Here is a 15,423-nt window from a genome sequence, read left to right as displayed (position 1 = left end):
TCTTCGACCTGCATGTCGCGAACAAAAGTCAGCTGGCCGAACAGGCGCTGCACTCGATTGGCGGTTTGTACGAGGTTGAACGCCAGGCTCGGGATATGAGCAACGAAGACCGTTGGCGAATACGTCAGGAAATGGCGGTACCGATCAGCAAAACACTGCATGACTGGATGTTGGCCCAGCGCGATCTGGTGCCGAACGGATCAGCCACGGCCAAAGCCCTCGATTACAGCCTGAAACGCTGGGTAGCGCTGACGCGCTACCTGGACGATGGGGCTGTGCCTATCGACAACAATCAGGTGGAGAACCAGATACGGCCATGGGCGCTCGGACGCTCGAACTGGTTGTTTGCCGGGTCGCTGCGCAGTGGCAAACGGGCCGCGGCGATCATGAGCCTGATCCAGTCGGCGCGCATGAATGGGCATGATCCGTATGCCTATCTCAAGGATGTGTTGACGCGGTTGCCGACACAGCGGGCCAGTGAGATCGGGCAATTGCTGCCGCATCAGTGGGTGCCGGCCTGACTTACGCAAGGTGAGTTGGGCGGACGCTTACGGGTAATTTCCTCGTGGTAACGAATGTTGTCGAAGCACAGGCGCATGTGGGTTTTCAGGGAGGCTAGCTGAAACGCCGTACTGGCATGCTCGTCCTGCAATGCGCGCAGGTCCTGACGGAGCGAGGCCAGTTCTCGATGCTCGGGGCTTGCATAGTGCTGCAGGGCGGTGGTGTTGGTGAAGGTGGATGACTTGTTCTCAGCGATCGCTGGCGTTGGCACGAAAGTCGCCCGCATGGCCTGAATTTTTGCCGTGGCGGCCAAGCCGATGATGACTAGCGCCGAAAAAACTGCGAGGAGCAAGCCGAAGACCAGCATATGATTAGCTTCAGCTAGGCCGAGCAGGACAAAGACAGTGGTCAAAACCAGCATGACCGTGATACCGACCGCAATTTGCATGGACCTTCCCTGTGTAGTAGGGGAGCGCGATATTAAGAGCAGGGGCAAGGGAAAATCCAGGGACATGGGTTAGCCGTCCTCGACCTCGTCAGAGCTGTCCTTCTGCGGTGGTGAAGAGGTCAATAACTGACTAGCACGACTTCCCAGTAAGGACCCCGCCTGGAAATAACCCATCACGGTGCTGACGCTACGGTGCTCGGTCATCGCCATCACCTCGCCAAGCGGCACGCCTTGGCGTCCGGCCTCGGTGACGAAGCCCGAGCGGAGGCTGTGCGCCGCCCAGTCACCGTCGAGGCCTGCCAGTGCCGCGCGACGTTTGACAATGCGCGCGATCTGGTCACCGGACAGACCAGCAGCCGCGACCCGCCCCCCTTTGTACAAGCGACGAAACAACGGACCCTTACTGGCCGGTGCTACAGCGAGCCAGGCGTTCAGCGCTTGAGCCGCCGGTCCCTGCAGCGGCTTTTCTCGCCGCATGCCGCTACTTTCGGTTTTGGTTGCCCCAAGTGCATATAGCCACGTGTCGGCGTCCAGACGGCGAAGGTCTTCGATCTGCAACCCCACGATTTCCGAGCGGCGTCTGCCACCGCCGCTCCAAGCCAGCAACAGCAGGGCGCGATCGCGCATGCCACGCACGCCGTCAGTGCAGGTGGCGAGCATCGCCTGCAGAGGCTCCAACACCACTGCGGTTTTCTTCCGCACGGATACGCCTTGGCGCGCCTGGGCCTTACGTGCCTCTCGAAGAAGCGTCTTCACCGCAGGAGCCTCACTTGGGTTATCCCAGTTTCGCAGGCGATGCCATTTAGCCAGAACTGCCAAGCGATGGCTAACTGTGTTGAACGACAGTGGCCCGAGCTTGCCCTTGATCTTGGCTTCCACCAGCGCGGCATCGACGGCCGACGGCAGCAAGTGTGTCCAGTTACCAGCAGTATCGGGCCTGGCCAAGTGGTCGACGATGAATTGCACGGCGACCTCGGGTGGCAACGCGCCGTCGCCGAGCGAGCGGCGATAACGCAACCGCAACCACGCGGACCAGTAGGTGAGGGCGCTCTGGTAGCTGCGCACGGTATTGGCCGCAGTGCCTGCCGCGATGAATGCCTCTGCGGCGGCGCGGGTGCTGTCGGCCAACTCTGCGAGCACCAGCGGCTGGGAGGGGGGCATCTGTACCGGCTCTGTCAATTTCATCTCGCTCAACGCTGCAATAGGTTCGGATAACCTGTGGCTTATCAGACCCAATATACCCCAGTGCAGATTGTAAGGGTACGGATTTAGCAGCTTGTGAAGCTACTGTTGGCGGTCGTCATTCTGAGGAGGTGCCAAATTGATTGGAGGCACATTGCTAAATCTAGAGTAGTGACAGCTTACGTCACGTCGTTTCTGGTCACTGCGAGGATAAAAGAGCTGACGGCTGAGCAGAAACCACTGACGGTGCGGCGCAGAATGCGCGATCGAGACTGGCGATTCCTGACAGCTCTCCAAGTCAGCCCGGGCGACTTGCACCCTGCCTACCAGACAGCCCTATGCAGCAACCTTGCAGTACTCCCAGTCATACGCTTTAACCGTCCTCAGACCGACGCTGAGCCATTCAGGCGCTCGATCGCGTCAATCAGGTCGTCATAACCCACGGGCTTGTTTAAGTGACGGTCAAAACCGGACTGGCGAGACTTGTGTTGGTCAGCGCTTGCCCCATAGCCAGTCAAAGCGATGGCAGGGATGTAGCGCAGATGTTCCAGGCCACGTAGCGCCCGGATCAGTGCATGGCCATCCATGCCAGGCATGCCGATGTCGGAAATGATCACGTCGTAACGCGCATCTGCTGCCGATTGCAGCGCCAGTTTCGGGTCGCTGTAGGCGTCGACGTCGGCATCCTCCATCAACAGCAATTGTTCCATCACTTCCAGCACGTCGAGCGAGTCATCCACCAGCAGTATGCGAACCCCTGTCAGCCGACCTTCTGATGGCAGCGCTTCGCCCTGAACCTGGGGTTGCTGTGTGTACACGCACAAAGGCAATGTGATGACGAAAGTACAACCCTGGCCTATTCCGGGAGACTCTACGCTGACCGCTCCGCCGTGGGCTTCTACCAGTTGACGGACCAGGGAAAGGCCAATACCCAGCCCCTCACGCCCATGGCCGGTGGGTGTAGCCTGGTTGAACAACTCAAAAATGCCTTCCAGGGATTCTTCGGCGAGGCCTATGCCCTGATCAATGACCTCAAGTCGTGCCTGCTCATCCTGCCGAGTAAGTTTCAACAGAATACCGCCATCGGCGGGGCTGAACTTCAGTGCGTTGTTCAACAGGTTCCAGATGATCTGCTCGACACGTGTGCTGTCGGCCTCCACAAAGACCGGCTCGCCATCGGCCGGCAGCGTCAGCCGAACACTGCGGCCGCGCTGTTGATTGCAGGCTACAGCGTAGATACCTTGCAGCACGGCACACAAATCGACGGGTTGGGTCTTCAGCTTGAGCTTGCCCGTACGGATGCGCGCCACATCAAGCAAGTCATCGATGATGCGTGCCTGGCTGGTGACTGCTTCGCGAATGACGTTGACCGCTTTGCTCGCCATGCCGGTGCTTGTTACCGATGGTATGCGTCGCAAGATATCGGCATTGAGCTGGATCAGGTTCAGCGGGTGCTTGAGCTCGTGGGACATCACCGCGAAGAACTCGTCCTTCATATGGCTGGAGCTTTGCGACTCGGCCAGGCGCTTGCTTTGTTCGTCCTGCAAGCGCTTGTGGCCGGTCAGGTCACGGGCGATCTTCACGTAACCCCGCAAGCTGCTGCCCTTGAGACGCGAGACTTCGCCACTGCAATAGAAGCGGCTGCCGCCCTTGCGCACATGCCAGCGTTCGTCCTGGCCGCGGCCATGCAGACGGGCAGCGCGCAGCTCACGCGCCGGCTCGTCATTTTCGCGGTCTTGCTCGGTGAAGATCAGCGCATAATGCTGGCCGATGACTTCATCCTTGGCGTAGCCGAATACCAGCGCAGCGCCGGTGTTCCAGTCGATGATCAGGCCTTGTTCGTCAAGCAGGATGATGGCGAAGTCATGGGTGCTCTCGGCAACCAGGCGCATGCGCTCTTCACCCTGGCGCAACCGTTCCTCGGCCGCACGACTCTCGGTGATGTCGATGAACGTTAGCACCGTGCCGTTAACGTTCTGCTCACTGGCCCGGTACGGTAGCAGACGTGCCAAGTACCAATGTTGGTCCTGCCCGATGACTTCACGCTCGATCGTGGTTTCGCGCTCGATCACCGCGCGCGCATCGTCTGCCAGCCCCGGATACTCCAGGCGATGGGTGATGTCGAGCAGTGAGCGGCCGGTGTCGACCGGCAGTATGCTGAAAATGGCGGTGGCCCCGGGCGTGAACCAGCGAATGTGCAAGTTGCGGTCGACGAACACGGTGGCGATCTGGGTGGAGGCGATCAGATTGCTCAGGTAGTCGTTTATCTTGTCGGTTTCATCAACCTTGGTCTTGAGCTCGTAGTTGACCGTCAGCAGTTCTTCGTTGATGGATTGCAGCTCTTCCTTGCTGGTTTCCAGCTCTTCGCTGGCCAGGCGCAATTCCTCGTTGATCGCTTGCATTTCTTCGTTCGAGGCCATCAGCTCCTGGCTGGAGATATCCGACTGCTCGATGGTTTCCTGTAACTGCTGACGGGTCCGCTGCAGTTCCCGCTCCAAGGTGTTCAACACCATGCCTTCGGTTTGCTGGATAGCAGGCAGGCTCTGGGGATCAGCTTCGCGAACCTGGAACGTCACCAGCAGGCATTCGCTGCCACTGGGTTCGTCCTGGTGAGGCAGGACCTGTACCTGGACTTCGACGCGCTGATCGTCGATGGTGGTGATCACGGCGCCCGAGCTGACCGGCTGGCCGGTGTTATGAGCCTGCAACAAGCTACTGCGCAGGGCAGGGCGCAGCGGTGTGAGTACCAGGTTCAGCAGGCTGGGGCTGACTTCGCCACCAGCGTGGCGTAGGAATCGGCCGACGCCATCACTCATGTGCAAAATGTTGCCATCACCATCGACGATCAGGCTGGGCGGTGTGCGTCTGGACAATGCACGGTGATGGATTTCAGCATAGGACAGCTTGCGCAGGGGTTTGGGTTTAGCGCGTATGGCTTGCGTGTCGGGCGTATGAAGCCGCCCCGGGCGGCGCGCCGGCTCCACTTCCCGAGCCCGGAAGATGCGATGGTGCTTGTCTACGGCAATAAACAGGTCGGCAGCCACGTCCGCCGATTCCGAACTGCCCAGGAACAAATAACCCCCTTTGCGCAGGGCGAAGTGGAACAGGCGCAATATTTCCCGTTGCACTTCCCGATCCAGGTAGATGAGCAGATTACGGCAGACCACCAGGTCCAACTGTGAGAACGGAGGATCGGACAACAACTTATGTCGGGCGAACAGGACTTTTTCGCGAATGTCCTTGCGTACCCGGTAATGCTGGTCTTCCTTGATGAAAAACTGACGCAACCTGGCCGTGGGCACATCGGTGGCGATGGCATCGGGATAGACGCCTAGCCGGCCGACATTGATCGCGCGTTCGTCGAGGTCTGTGGCGAACACTTGGACTTTGGCACTGCGCTGCTCCATTGCCAATTGTTCGGTCGCCATCATCGCCAGGCTGTAGGCTTCCTCGCCGGATGAACAACCTGCCGACCAGATGCGTACTTCGCGCTGAAGATCTTCGCTGTCGTCGTTGGCAAGGCCCGGCATCACATGCTGCTGCAATGCTTCGAAAGCTTCGCGGTCCCGGAAGAAATTGGTGACCCCTATCAACATGTCAGCCAGCAATGCACGGCATTCCTCAGGATGCCGCTCAAGGTAATCGCGGTAACCGGCCAGGTCGGTCTGTGCGGTGACATGCAGGCGCCGTTCAAGTCGGCGCAGGATCGTCGCGCGCTTGTAGTGCTGGAAATCGTGGCCGGTACCGGCATGCAGGCGGGTGAGGATGTCGTCGAGCAGCGGGTCGGATTGGGCTGGGTCGCCTGAACGTTCGCCCAGGGGCGGGGGCAGGCTGTCATCCTCTATTTCCGGAAGTTTCACCTTCTGTGCCGAGCGCCACAGTTCCAGCAGCTTGCCCGGGATCTCGGTTACCGGCAGGATCAGGTCGACCATGCCAGTGGCGATGGCGGCCTTGGGCATGTCGGGGTACTGGGCGTCATCGGGCGACTGCACGAGGGTCACGCCACCTTGTTCCTTGATGCGCGACAGGCCCACTGCACCATCGCTACCGCTGCCCGAAAGGATCACGCAGAACGCATGGTCCTTGTGCACGTCGGCAAGGTCGCGGAAGAACAGGTCGATGGCGACGTGGTCGCCGCGGCTGCGTCTGGCCGGGCTGACCCGCAGGTAGCCGTCGTTGGTGGACAGGCGGTTGGCCGGCGAAATGACATAGACGTGGTCACGCTCGATCGGTACTGCCTCGCTTACCTGGCACACCGGCATGCGCGTGACGCGCTGGATCAAGCGGTCGGCCTGGCTCTGGTGATCCGGCGACAAGTGCAGCACCACGACGAACGCCATGCCGCAGTTTTCGGGGGCGTGCTGGAAAAACGCCTGCACCGCCTCCAGCCCGCCGGCCGATGCCCCGATGCCCACCACTGGAAAGTCCAGATGGCTGGGGCTGAGCGCAGGGTTGTGCGGCGAGGCGAGGGAAGTCTTGCTGGACGATTTCATGGGCACGAGCCTTGTGCGAACCGGGAGTGAGCTTAGGCAGCGATTATAGGCCCGACATCCTTCAGACGACGAGCAGGGTTAAAGGTAGACAGCCCTCGATGGGCCAAGTGCCGCTGGTTGTTAGTGGGCCTGACGCTCAGCGGTTTACCGGCGTATCGGTCACCGCTCATCCGCTATGTCGGAATCAGAACGAATTCACGGCAACCGGTCGGACTCGTTGATGTAGGTCTTGACGAAAACGAGAGCCCATCAGATGAAAAACAACCTGTTTGTCGTGCTGCTGTTGACTGCCAGTTTCTCGCTGCTCGGAGGTTGCTTCGACCGCGACAAGGATCACCCGGCGAAGGATGCTGACCCAAGTAAACCCTCGCTTCAGATGCAGCAACCCACTCCTCCCGCAACTACTCCATCACCTGAGACCAAACCGCAGAATCCCTGAGCGAGGTACAAGGCATGGTGGCAATGACACAGGCAGGTACCGCGACCCAAAAGGCCAGCGCAGGACTGGAACATCGCTATCGGGCGCTACTTGAGGGCCCTGAGCCGACCAGTGAGGGCTGGTTGACGGAGCAATTGCGCCATGCCCGTCTTCTTTGCGACGATCTGCCAGATAACCCGAGGCTACTCCCTCAATGGGCCGATGCCCATGCAGGTTGTGTCGCCAAAGCGCATGCGGCCTATCTGGAGCACCGGCGTCAGGGCGGGGCGCGTCGTTATTTTGCCAACCGTTCCCACGCCTTGTGGTTCCTGCAGCAAGTCGCGCCGACCAAGGCGGTTGACGGCGCCTGGCTTCACGGGGCCCTGTGGCACTGGCAGGACCCGCGATTCCACGGGCTGATCCGCACCTTCCTGGAAGAGCTCGGGGACGGCGACCCACGCTGCAATCACGTGTTGATCTACCAGCGCTTGCTCAGCCGTCTGGGTTGCTCGCAGGAGCGGCCGCTTGACCCCGCTCGTTACCTGCAGGGCACGCTGCAAATGGCTCTGGGGCAGAACTGCCAGCAATTCTTGCCGGAAGTAATCGGTTACAACCTGGGTTACGAGCAACCGCCTTTGCACCTGCTGATCACCACCCATGAGCTGGCCGAGCTGGGTATCGACGCCTATTACTTCCAGCTGCATGTGACCATCGACAATGCCGCCAGCGGCCATGCGCGACGCGCTGTGGAAAGCGTCACCGAGCTAGTGCGCGATCAGGGGCCGGCGTTCTATGAGCGCGTGAGGCACGGTTACCGGCTCAATGACCTGGGGGGCGACACGCCCTCATTGATTGCTTCGTTCGACTTGCAGGCCGAGTTGCTAGGTACCTTGGAACGCAAGCGCATCTACGGGCAGTGCATGCATTCGGACCGCTGTCGCCTGCAAGGACGCACCATCAACCAGTGGCTAGCTGAGCCCGGCGCAATGCCCGGGTTTCTTGAAGCATTACAGGCCCAAGGCTGGATCAAGCGTGACAGCGATCCTAAGCAAAGCCGCTTCTGGTCGCTGATCGAGGGCCCGGTCGCGGCCATGTTCGGTGTGTTCGATGCTTATGAAAAGCAGCTTTGGCATGACTGGATCGCCGGCTCCTGGCAAGGCGCGGGAATTCGTCGGGTGCCGCCAGGGCAGTGGGAGCACGCCTTGCAACTGGACAATGATGTCTCCATCGCGTCCCAGTTATCGGACATACCGACCCTGATCGATGCAATGGCCGGCAATCGGCACGCCACCCCTCAGGGCCTGCACGCCACGCGTGCGTTCATCCAGACCACCGGTTTGATGCACGGAGGGCTTCATTGATGCTACTCGACCAAGACCAGATTCGCGCCGATGAGGCCTTGCTGCAATTGGGGAACCGCTTGCGTGCCGACGGCTATCGTTTCACCTGCGTGACGCCGGCGACTCAAGCCACGGTCAATGCCCGAGCCGAGGCGCAGCAGGCGCGTACCTTGCGTGATGTGTTCGGCTGGAGTAGGCCGTTCGCCGCTTCACTGCTCAGCCCCGACGAACTGGAGCAACTTAGCCTCGCTGGCGTGCTGGAGGCTCAAGGGGCGCTGTGGCGCAGCAACGTGCGCTGGTCCAGCCTAGACGATCTGCTGTTGGTGCATTCCGCCTGGCCTACGAACAGCCGCGATGCCGTGTTCTTTGGCCCGGACAGCTACCGGTTCGCCCAGTTGATCCACGATCACCTTAGCAGCACGCCCGAGCGCGTGCAGCATGCCGTCGACATAGGCTGCGGCAGTGGTGTCGGGGCATTGCTGATCGCGCGCGCCGTGCAGCATGCGCAGGTCTGCGCGGTGGACATCAACCCCATGGCCTTGCGCCATACTGCCATCAATGCTGCCTTGGCCGGTGTGGCGAATGTTTCGGTAGAGCGCAGTGACCTGCTCGATGATATCGCGGGTACATTCGACCTGATCGTCGCCAACCCGCCGTACATGCTCGACGCCGGCCAGCGCGCCTACCGCCATGGCGGCGGCGCACTGGGTGCCGAGCTGTCGCTGCGCATCGTCGAGCAAGCCCGTGAGCGCCTGTCGCCCGGGGGTACGTTGCTGCTGTACACCGGTGTCGCCATCGTCGAGGGGCGCGACGCGTTGCTCGAAGCCATGCGGTTGCGCCTGGCGGGGCCTGGGGTCAGTTGGTTCTATCGCGAGCTGGACCCAGACGTATTCGGTGAGCAGTTGCTTGAACCCGGTTACGAGCGAGTCGAGCGCATTGCCGCAGTGGCCCTGACCGTCACCCGTCGTGGCTGATAGCGTCGTGGCTCGGCAGTGTACGTTTGGCATCGAGGAAGAATACCTGCTGGTGAAGCTGGCCAGCGGGCAGGTCATGTCTGCTCCGTCAGCAGCAGTGGCCCGCTGTTGTCGGGATGCACTGGGCCCGTGGTTTGCCGAGGAAATGTTCCACAGCCAGATAGAGGTCGCTTCGCCCGTATTCGACGCACTAGACCAAGCGCGTGATTTCTTTGGCGAGCGGCGTCAGCGCCTGGCCCAGGCGCTGGCCGGCGAGGGCGCCGGCTTGTACGGCGCGGCGAGCCACCCAAGCGCCCAGTGGCTGCGCCAGCGCCCACGTGGCACCCCGCACTATCGCCAGTTGTTCAACGATTACCAACTGGTGGCGCGGCGCAGCCTGTTGAATGGCCTGCACGTGCACGTCGGTGTACCGGTGGGCATTGATCGCATGCGGGTGATCAATCGGGTGCTGTGCTGGCTGCCCTTGTTGTTGGCGCTCAGTACCTCGTCTGCGTATTGGGGAGGTGAGGATACCGGCTACATGAGCTATCGCCGCGCAGTGTGCGGGGAATGGCCGCACATGGGGCTGCCAGAGCCGCTGCCGGACTGGAGCGCGTACCAGCGATACCGGGCATTGCTACAACGCACCGGCAGCCTGGCCGAGAACGGCGACTTCTGGTGGGCGATCAGGCCCTCGCGGCGTTTTCCAACGGTCGAGCTGCGTATCTGCGATGGCTGCCCGCGGCTGGAGGATGCCCTGGCTGTCGCAGGCCTGTTTCGCCACCTCGTCGAGCAGGCGCTGGCCCGCCACGATGACCCCGCCAGCCGCGAGTTGCGCTGGGTCACCCAGGAAAACTACTGGCGCGCCCTGCGTCAGGGCCGCCTGGCAACCTTCATCGGTGTCCACGAGCAACAGCCGGTCAGCGCCGAGGGCTGGTTGACACAGCTGCAGCAGCAGTGTCCGGCTGACACCTTTGATGCCGAGCGTTCATTCATTCAGGCCCGGCACATCCTGCGAGAGGGCAGCAGTGCCGATCGCCAGCGCGAAGCCTTCGCACTGGCCCGTGAACAGGGCCTGGATAACCGCCAGGCGTTGCGCGCAGTGGCCGGGCAGGTGATGAACGACCATCGTTAGGGCCGGTGGCAAGCCGCTGCCCTGATGGCCCGACCGGGAAATCCGGATAAACCTTCGCGGCCCTGCGCAGTCAGTTTCAGTACGGCCCCGGATACCCCAGAGGGTCAGGGACCCATCTAGCGCCACTGGCCGGCGAGCCGTGGAGTGACGAAGTGGTGCGCGAAGAAGATGACAGGAGAGACTGTGATGAGCGAGCAACGCTGTTCCTGCAACCACTGTTCATGCACCGTGGATGCCAATGCCGTGCTCCAGGATGGCAAGGCCTATTGCTGCGAAGCGTGTGGGACGGGGCACCGCAATGGGGAGCCTTGTCGTATGAACGACTGCAAATGCGGCCAGTTGAGTCAGCCGAAGGAGAGCAGCGTCGATAATGCGTTGGATGAAACCTTCCCGGCCAGTGATCCGATTTCGCCGTGAGGCCCGTTGCTTTGAGATGTAAGACGGGGGAGGCGGGACGTCGTTGAGATCATGTGCAAGCTCACCTGTCACGCATCTGGTTCATGTCACGGTTGGCCAGCGTCTCCTGCGTCAGTGCAGGATTGACGAGTGGATGGCATGCAAAAAAGCAACTTTACCGGTGTTGCAATTCTCCACCGGACGCCAACATTTTACCGAGGTATTTTATGAACAGCCTATTCAGATAGCGGCCAGACTGTGACGGTGAATACATCACACTTCGGAGACCAAAAAATGAACAAACCCGACGATCAGCGGCAGAAAGGCCCCCATTCTTCCGATCATGCAACGACTGATCAGGACCTGGGGTTCGACCCGGACTCTCCAGACCTGAGCGACCCTCAGATGGACCCACAAGGCCCGGCGAAAGCGCCCAGGGACGTGGAGAAGAAACCGTGAGCTTGCCTACCTTGAACCCTGCCTGAGCAGAACAGGAGGTTGAGGTGTTTGCTCGCCCACGGTCAGCAAACTAACCAGCAAGGGCTCTGATCAACTGCTCGTTGAAGGCGGGGATATCATCCGGCTTGCGGCTGGTGATCAGATTGCCGTCCACCACCACCTCTTCATCTACCCAGTGGCCACCTGCATTTCGGATATCATCCTGCAACGTCTTGAAGCTGGTCATGCGTTTGCCCTTGGCCAATCCACTCGATACCAGCAGCCAGGCGCCGTGGCAGATTACCGCCAGTGGCTTGCTGGCCGAGTTGTGGCTTTTCACCAGTTTCTGGGCGCCAGGTATCAGGCGAATAGTGTCGGAATTTTGTACCCCGCCCGGTAGCACGATGGCATCGTAAAGATCGAGGAGGGCGCTGTCGAACGTCGCGTCTACCGCAAATTCGTCGGCCGGCTTGTCATGGTTCCAGCCGCGGACAGTGCCTTCCTTGTCACTCAGGATGTCGACCACGGCCCCGTTTTTCTGCAAGGCTTCACGAGGCCCCGTCAACTCGACTTGTTCGAAGCCATCGGTGACCAGAAAGGCTACCCGCTTGCCACTCAATTTTGCACTCATCGTTCAATCTCCGTTTTCGTCAGGTGTGGATGTGGGACGTCCCGGACGGGGTTGGAAGTTCCAATGCAATACTTCAGCGGTAGGGGTGCTGACCGGCTGACCATTGCGGTTGAACATTCCAAGGCGGTTGGGTTCTCACTTGCAGGAATAGAACGAGGCGGCCGTCATGAGCATCGAACGCAGCATTCCTGAACTTGAAGCCTGGTACGCGCAGTACGACGACATCAGTTACCGGAGTGAATCGCCGGACGCCTACCACCATGAGCTGGTGCGCACGGCTGAGGCGCTCAGGGACGATGGTGCCATTGACTGGGATGACTGGCTGGCGCTGAAGTCACTGGCCGACCAAGCACATATCAGGGCACTGGAAGATGCCGTGCAGGCCCACGTGAATGACCCTGACGCATGAAAGCGCTGAAGATCGCCACCTTCAATATCAATGGTATCCGCAGCCGGCTGCCCGCACTGTTGGCCTGGCTGGAACGGGAGCAGCCGGACATTGCCTGCTTGCAGGAACTAAAGGCGGCCAATCAGCAGTTTCCTCGCGAGGCCATCGAAGCGGCAGGTTATGGTTGCCTTTACCAGGGGCAACCCTCATGGAACGGCGTGGCTATCCTGGCGCGTGATAGCGAGCCGTTGGAGGTACGTCGTGGGCTGCCTGGCATGCAGGACGATCAGCAAAGCCGCTATCTGGAAGCTGCGGTGCACGGCGTGCTGGTGGGCTGTTTGTACTTGCCCAATGGCAACCCGCAACCCGGCCCGAAGTTCGATTACAAACTGCGCTGGTTCGAGTGCCTGATCAAGCACGCCCAAACACTGCATGTCAGCAGACATCCTACGGTGTTAGCAGGGGATTTCAATGTTGTGCCGACCGATCTGGACATCTATAGCCCGCGCTCATGGCTCAAGGACGCGCTGTTGCAGCCTGAGTCGCGGGCGTGTTTTGAAGCGTTGCTGGCCCAGGGCTGGGTCGATGCTGTCCGTCACCTGTATCCCGAGCAGCGCATTTACACGTTCTGGGACTATTTTCGCAATCACTGGGCGCGTAATGCCGGGCTTCGTATCGATCACCTGCTGCTCAACCCGGGTCTCAGCCCTTATCTGAAGGGGGCGGGCGTGGATGCCTGGGTGCGCAACGAAGCCAAGGCCAGTGATCATGCGCCGGTCTGGATCCAGTTGGGCGGGCGCCGACAGCAACGCTAGCTGTCAGGGCGCAATCCCTCGCTTCCAACCTCATTGCTCACGATTCCTGTTCCGATGGGAGCGACAGCAATTAGCGCCACCGGTCTGCCTCTACAGTTAACACGCTGAACGTACGGACGCTGCGTTCACCTGAACAGAGTAGGGCGCATTTCAATCGCCCCTGATTATCGGGAGTTCAGCATGAAAGCAATCGTGTACAACGGCCCACGTGACGTCGCGGTGAAGGATGTACCGGACGCAAAAATTGAAAAGCCTACGGACGTGCTGGTACGCATTACCACGACCAACATCTGCGGTTCTGATTTGCACATGTACGAGGGCCGAACCTCGTTCGAAGCCGGGAGAGTTTTTGGTCACGAAAATCTCGGTGAGGTAATCGAGGTAGGGGCAGGGGTCGACCGGGTCAAAGTCGGTGACCGAGTCTGTCTACCTTTCAATATCGGCTGCGGGTTCTGTGAGAACTGTGAGAAAGGCCTCACTGGATTCTGCCTTACAGCGAATCCTGGTGCTGCGGGCGCTGCTTACGGTTTTGCCGAGATGGGCCCGTATCAGGGCGGGCAGGCCGAGCTGCTGCGTGTGCCCTATGCGGATTTCAACTGCCTGGTACTGCCGGAAGATGCCCAGGAGCGTGAGGATGACTATGTCATGCTCTCGGATATCTTCCCTACAGGCTGGCATGCAACAGAGCTTGCCGGTTTGCTGCCGGGTGAAAGCATTGCGATTTACGGCGCAGGGCCTGTCGGCCTGATGGCGGCCCATTCGGCAATCATCAAAGGCGCGTCCCAGGTGTTTGTCATCGACAACCAACCGGATCGCCTGCAACTCGCCGCGCAGCTTGGCGCAACCCCTATCAATGCAGTCGAGCAGAAGGCCGTGGAAGAGATCATGAACCTGACCCATGGCAAAGGTACTGACCGGGGCTGTGAGTGCGTGGGTTACCAGTGTTGCGACAAGCATGGCCATGAAGCGAACTACCTCACCATGAACAACCTTGTCGCTTCCACCAAGGCCACAGGCGGCATAGGCGTGGTTGGGGTGTTCGTTCCAGAAGATCCTGGAGCGAAAAACGAACTGGCGAAGGAGGGCAAGATGGCCTTCGACTTCGGTGCGTTCTGGTTCAAGGGCCAACAGATCCGGACAGGCCAGGCGAATGTGAAGGCCTATAATCGCCGCCTGGCAGAGCTCATCCATCATGGGCGCGCCAAGCCCTCGCAGATTATTTCCCATCGTTTGAAACTGGCCGAAGGCCCCGAGGCCTATAAACACTTCGATGCGCGGGATGATGGCTGGACGAAAGTGGTGCTGAAGCCTGCGGCTTGATTCGCTCTCACTGCTTCCAGGGAAGGAAGCTTGGCGAGAGGGACAACCTGCCTGTTTTAGAAGCTAGCCCTCACCGGGTTGTCAGGGCATTATCACCCGGCAATTTCCAGTTGCGTGTTCTTGCGCCACCCTCGCAGATTCATGGCGCAGAGGCAGAACTGCAGGATGATCAGAGCCCAGGCATGTGCTTGCCAGCCCCACACAGCCCACAGCACGTTGCTTGCGATGAAGCAGCAGAACCCTATCTTCCTTCTACCCGGACGGCGCGAACCAATGCACCAGGCTGCCAGTACGGTCATCACCATGGCGGGCCATTCAAGTAATCCAATCCAATATTCCATGAAACCTTCCAACTGATGATGGGGTATCTGAAGCTGATCACCTGCCAGCGTCCTGAGCGCTGGCAGGTGATCGCTCGACTAAGCCGCTCGCTGCTCGCCCTTGAGCATCTTTTTCTGCATTTCCATCGTTCGCCCCAGCTCCTCGAGGGCGTCCTTGCTGAGCAGTTTTTTCGCCGTGGGGAAGAGCTCGCCTTCTTCTTCCTCGATGTGATGCTCCAACAACTCTTTCATGACCTTGACCCGCCCGGCGAATTCGACGGTGCCGGTTTCGGTATGCAGAAGGTCGGGTAGGACGAGGGCGTCAACAGTCCGGTGTTCTTCCTTGGCCTCGTAGTACATCTTCGCTTCTTCCTTGCCTCCCGCTTCCTTGATGGCCGGGTAGAGAATTTCTTCTTCGAGCGCGGTGTGTATCTGCAGCTCTTGCTCGATGCGGTGCAGCAGTTCAGCGCGTTTTTTCACAGCCCTTTCGGTGGTGGTAGATAGCTCCTCAAGCAGCTTCTTTACCAGCTTGTGGTCTTGAATCAGCAAGTCGATAGCGTTCATGGCGTTACCTCATCACGGATTGAAAGAATGGAGAACTTGCCTGTGGTTGAGTAGCCGCCAAGCGAGACGGTTCAACGCAGA

16 protein-coding genes are annotated in these 15,423 nt (G+C 60.0%); 10 read left to right on the top strand and 6 right to left on the bottom strand.

Annotation, left to right across the window (positions count from 1 at the left end; translation table 11 throughout):
• On the top strand, positions 1 to 521 hold a 521-nt coding region (locus tag ACK1VC_RS25625; protein ID WP_449118098.1), incomplete at its 5' end, for an IS66 family transposase.
• Here ACK1VC_RS25625 and ACK1VC_RS25620 read toward each other — a convergent pair.
• The 3 genes from ACK1VC_RS25620 to ACK1VC_RS25610 all read right to left on the bottom strand — a co-directional run bounded on the left by ACK1VC_RS25620 (position 503) and on the right by ACK1VC_RS25610 (position 6,624).
• Positions 503 to 949 (bottom strand): hypothetical protein, encoded by a 447-nt coding sequence (locus ACK1VC_RS25620; RefSeq protein ID WP_449118097.1) that lies wholly within the window; start codon positions 947 to 949, stop codon positions 503 to 505. The two genes, ACK1VC_RS25625 and ACK1VC_RS25620, sit on opposite strands and share 19 nt — an antisense overlap.
• Before the next feature lie 69 nt (positions 950 to 1,018).
• Positions 1,019 to 2,110, bottom strand: a complete 1,092-nt coding sequence (locus ACK1VC_RS25615) for a site-specific integrase (RefSeq protein ID WP_232858843.1) — start codon at positions 2,108 to 2,110, stop codon at positions 1,019 to 1,021.
• A 404-nt stretch (positions 2,111 to 2,514) separates the two neighbouring features.
• Positions 2,515 to 6,624, bottom strand: a complete 4,110-nt coding sequence (locus ACK1VC_RS25610; protein ID WP_449118096.1) for a CheR family methyltransferase — start codon at positions 6,622 to 6,624, stop codon at positions 2,515 to 2,517.
• Positions 6,625 to 6,877: 253 nt separating this feature from the next.
• On the opposite strand from ACK1VC_RS25610, the gene ACK1VC_RS25605 reads away from it, so the two are divergent.
• From ACK1VC_RS25605 to ACK1VC_RS25580, 6 genes are all read left to right on the top strand, one after another.
• On the top strand, positions 6,878 to 7,063 hold the full coding sequence (locus ACK1VC_RS25605; protein ID WP_232858844.1) for a hypothetical protein: 186 nt from the start codon (positions 6,878 to 6,880) through the stop codon (positions 7,061 to 7,063).
• 14 nt (positions 7,064 to 7,077) lie between these two features.
• On the top strand, positions 7,078 to 8,403 hold the full coding sequence (locus ACK1VC_RS25600) for an iron-containing redox enzyme family protein (RefSeq protein ID WP_232858845.1): 1,326 nt from the start codon (positions 7,078 to 7,080) through the stop codon (positions 8,401 to 8,403).
• Complete coding sequence (locus ACK1VC_RS25595; protein WP_232858849.1) at positions 8,403 to 9,356, top strand: methyltransferase; 954 nt, start codon at positions 8,403 to 8,405, stop codon at positions 9,354 to 9,356. The genes ACK1VC_RS25600 and ACK1VC_RS25595 overlap by 1 nt, the downstream gene beginning before the upstream one ends.
• A 7-nt stretch (positions 9,357 to 9,363) precedes the next feature.
• A complete protein-coding gene (locus ACK1VC_RS25590) occupies positions 9,364 to 10,470 on the top strand; it encodes a carboxylate-amine ligase (protein WP_232858926.1) in 1,107 nt (368 codons plus the stop codon).
• 186 nt (positions 10,471 to 10,656) lie between these two features.
• On the top strand, positions 10,657 to 10,887 hold the full coding sequence (locus ACK1VC_RS25585) for a metallothionein (protein WP_232858850.1): 231 nt from the start codon (positions 10,657 to 10,659) through the stop codon (positions 10,885 to 10,887).
• Between the two features lie 273 nt (positions 10,888 to 11,160).
• Positions 11,161 to 11,325 (top strand): DUF6021 family protein, encoded by a 165-nt coding sequence (locus tag ACK1VC_RS25580; RefSeq protein WP_232858851.1) that lies wholly within the window; start codon positions 11,161 to 11,163, stop codon positions 11,323 to 11,325.
• Between the two features lie 70 nt (positions 11,326 to 11,395).
• On the opposite strand, the gene ACK1VC_RS25575 is transcribed toward ACK1VC_RS25580, so the two are convergent.
• On the bottom strand, positions 11,396 to 11,935 hold the full coding sequence (locus tag ACK1VC_RS25575) for a type 1 glutamine amidotransferase domain-containing protein (protein ID WP_012272634.1): 540 nt from the start codon (positions 11,933 to 11,935) through the stop codon (positions 11,396 to 11,398).
• Between the two features lie 166 nt (positions 11,936 to 12,101).
• Here ACK1VC_RS25575 and ACK1VC_RS25570 point away from each other — a divergent pair, with 166 nt between their 5' ends.
• The 3 genes from ACK1VC_RS25570 to ACK1VC_RS25560 all read left to right on the top strand — a co-directional run bounded on the left by ACK1VC_RS25570 (position 12,102) and on the right by ACK1VC_RS25560 (position 14,458).
• Positions 12,102 to 12,344 (top strand): hypothetical protein, encoded by a 243-nt coding sequence (locus tag ACK1VC_RS25570; protein ID WP_049278007.1) that lies wholly within the window; start codon positions 12,102 to 12,104, stop codon positions 12,342 to 12,344.
• Complete coding sequence (gene xth / locus ACK1VC_RS25565) at positions 12,341 to 13,138, top strand: exodeoxyribonuclease III (RefSeq protein WP_012272632.1); 798 nt, start codon at positions 12,341 to 12,343, stop codon at positions 13,136 to 13,138. The genes ACK1VC_RS25570 and xth overlap by 4 nt, the downstream gene beginning before the upstream one ends.
• Before the next feature lie 180 nt (positions 13,139 to 13,318).
• Positions 13,319 to 14,458: a glutathione-independent formaldehyde dehydrogenase gene (locus ACK1VC_RS25560; protein WP_012272631.1), complete on the top strand. Its 1,140-nt coding sequence runs from the start codon at positions 13,319 to 13,321 to the stop codon at positions 14,456 to 14,458.
• 92 nt (positions 14,459 to 14,550) lie between these two features.
• Here ACK1VC_RS25560 and ACK1VC_RS25555 read toward each other — a convergent pair whose 3' ends face one another.
• On the bottom strand, positions 14,551 to 14,799 hold the full coding sequence (locus ACK1VC_RS25555) for a hypothetical protein (protein WP_028698527.1): 249 nt from the start codon (positions 14,797 to 14,799) through the stop codon (positions 14,551 to 14,553).
• Between the two features lie 78 nt (positions 14,800 to 14,877).
• Complete coding sequence (locus ACK1VC_RS25550) at positions 14,878 to 15,342, bottom strand: hemerythrin domain-containing protein (protein ID WP_232858855.1); 465 nt, start codon at positions 15,340 to 15,342, stop codon at positions 14,878 to 14,880.
• Positions 15,343 to 15,423: the final 81 nt, after the last annotated feature.

It is taken from the genome of Pseudomonas sp. XP2, from assembly GCF_053557975.1.
The sequence above is the reverse complement of the archived record's forward strand: the minus strand, read 5'-3'. Positions and strand labels throughout refer to the sequence as shown.

What these genes read in the sequence shown, in the direction of transcription:
- ACK1VC_RS25620 (WP_449118097.1), bottom strand. Translation starts at nt 949, where the DNA reads ATGCAAATTGCGGTCGGTATCACGGTCATGCTGGTTTTGACCACTGTC.
- ACK1VC_RS25615 (WP_232858843.1), bottom strand. Translation starts at nt 2,110, where the DNA reads ATGCCCCCCTCCCAGCCGCTGGTGCTCGCAGAGTTGGCCGACAGCACC.
- ACK1VC_RS25610 (WP_449118096.1), bottom strand. Translation starts at nt 6,624, where the DNA reads ATGAAATCGTCCAGCAAGACTTCCCTCGCCTCGCCGCACAACCCTGCG.
- ACK1VC_RS25605 (WP_232858844.1), top strand. Translation starts at nt 6,878, where the DNA reads ATGAAAAACAACCTGTTTGTCGTGCTGCTGTTGACTGCCAGTTTCTCG.
- ACK1VC_RS25600 (WP_232858845.1), top strand. Translation starts at nt 7,078, where the DNA reads ATGGTGGCAATGACACAGGCAGGTACCGCGACCCAAAAGGCCAGCGCA.
- ACK1VC_RS25595 (WP_232858849.1), top strand. Translation starts at nt 8,403, where the DNA reads ATGCTACTCGACCAAGACCAGATTCGCGCCGATGAGGCCTTGCTGCAA.
- ACK1VC_RS25585 (WP_232858850.1), top strand. Translation starts at nt 10,657, where the DNA reads ATGAGCGAGCAACGCTGTTCCTGCAACCACTGTTCATGCACCGTGGAT.
- ACK1VC_RS25580 (WP_232858851.1), top strand. Translation starts at nt 11,161, where the DNA reads ATGAACAAACCCGACGATCAGCGGCAGAAAGGCCCCCATTCTTCCGAT.
- ACK1VC_RS25575 (WP_012272634.1), bottom strand. Translation starts at nt 11,935, where the DNA reads ATGAGTGCAAAATTGAGTGGCAAGCGGGTAGCCTTTCTGGTCACCGAT.
- ACK1VC_RS25570 (WP_049278007.1), top strand. Translation starts at nt 12,102, where the DNA reads ATGAGCATCGAACGCAGCATTCCTGAACTTGAAGCCTGGTACGCGCAG.
- xth (WP_012272632.1), top strand. Translation starts at nt 12,341, where the DNA reads ATGAAAGCGCTGAAGATCGCCACCTTCAATATCAATGGTATCCGCAGC.
- ACK1VC_RS25560 (WP_012272631.1), top strand. Translation starts at nt 13,319, where the DNA reads ATGAAAGCAATCGTGTACAACGGCCCACGTGACGTCGCGGTGAAGGAT.
- ACK1VC_RS25555 (WP_028698527.1), bottom strand. Translation starts at nt 14,799, where the DNA reads ATGGAATATTGGATTGGATTACTTGAATGGCCCGCCATGGTGATGACC.
- ACK1VC_RS25550 (WP_232858855.1), bottom strand. Translation starts at nt 15,342, where the DNA reads ATGAACGCTATCGACTTGCTGATTCAAGACCACAAGCTGGTAAAGAAG.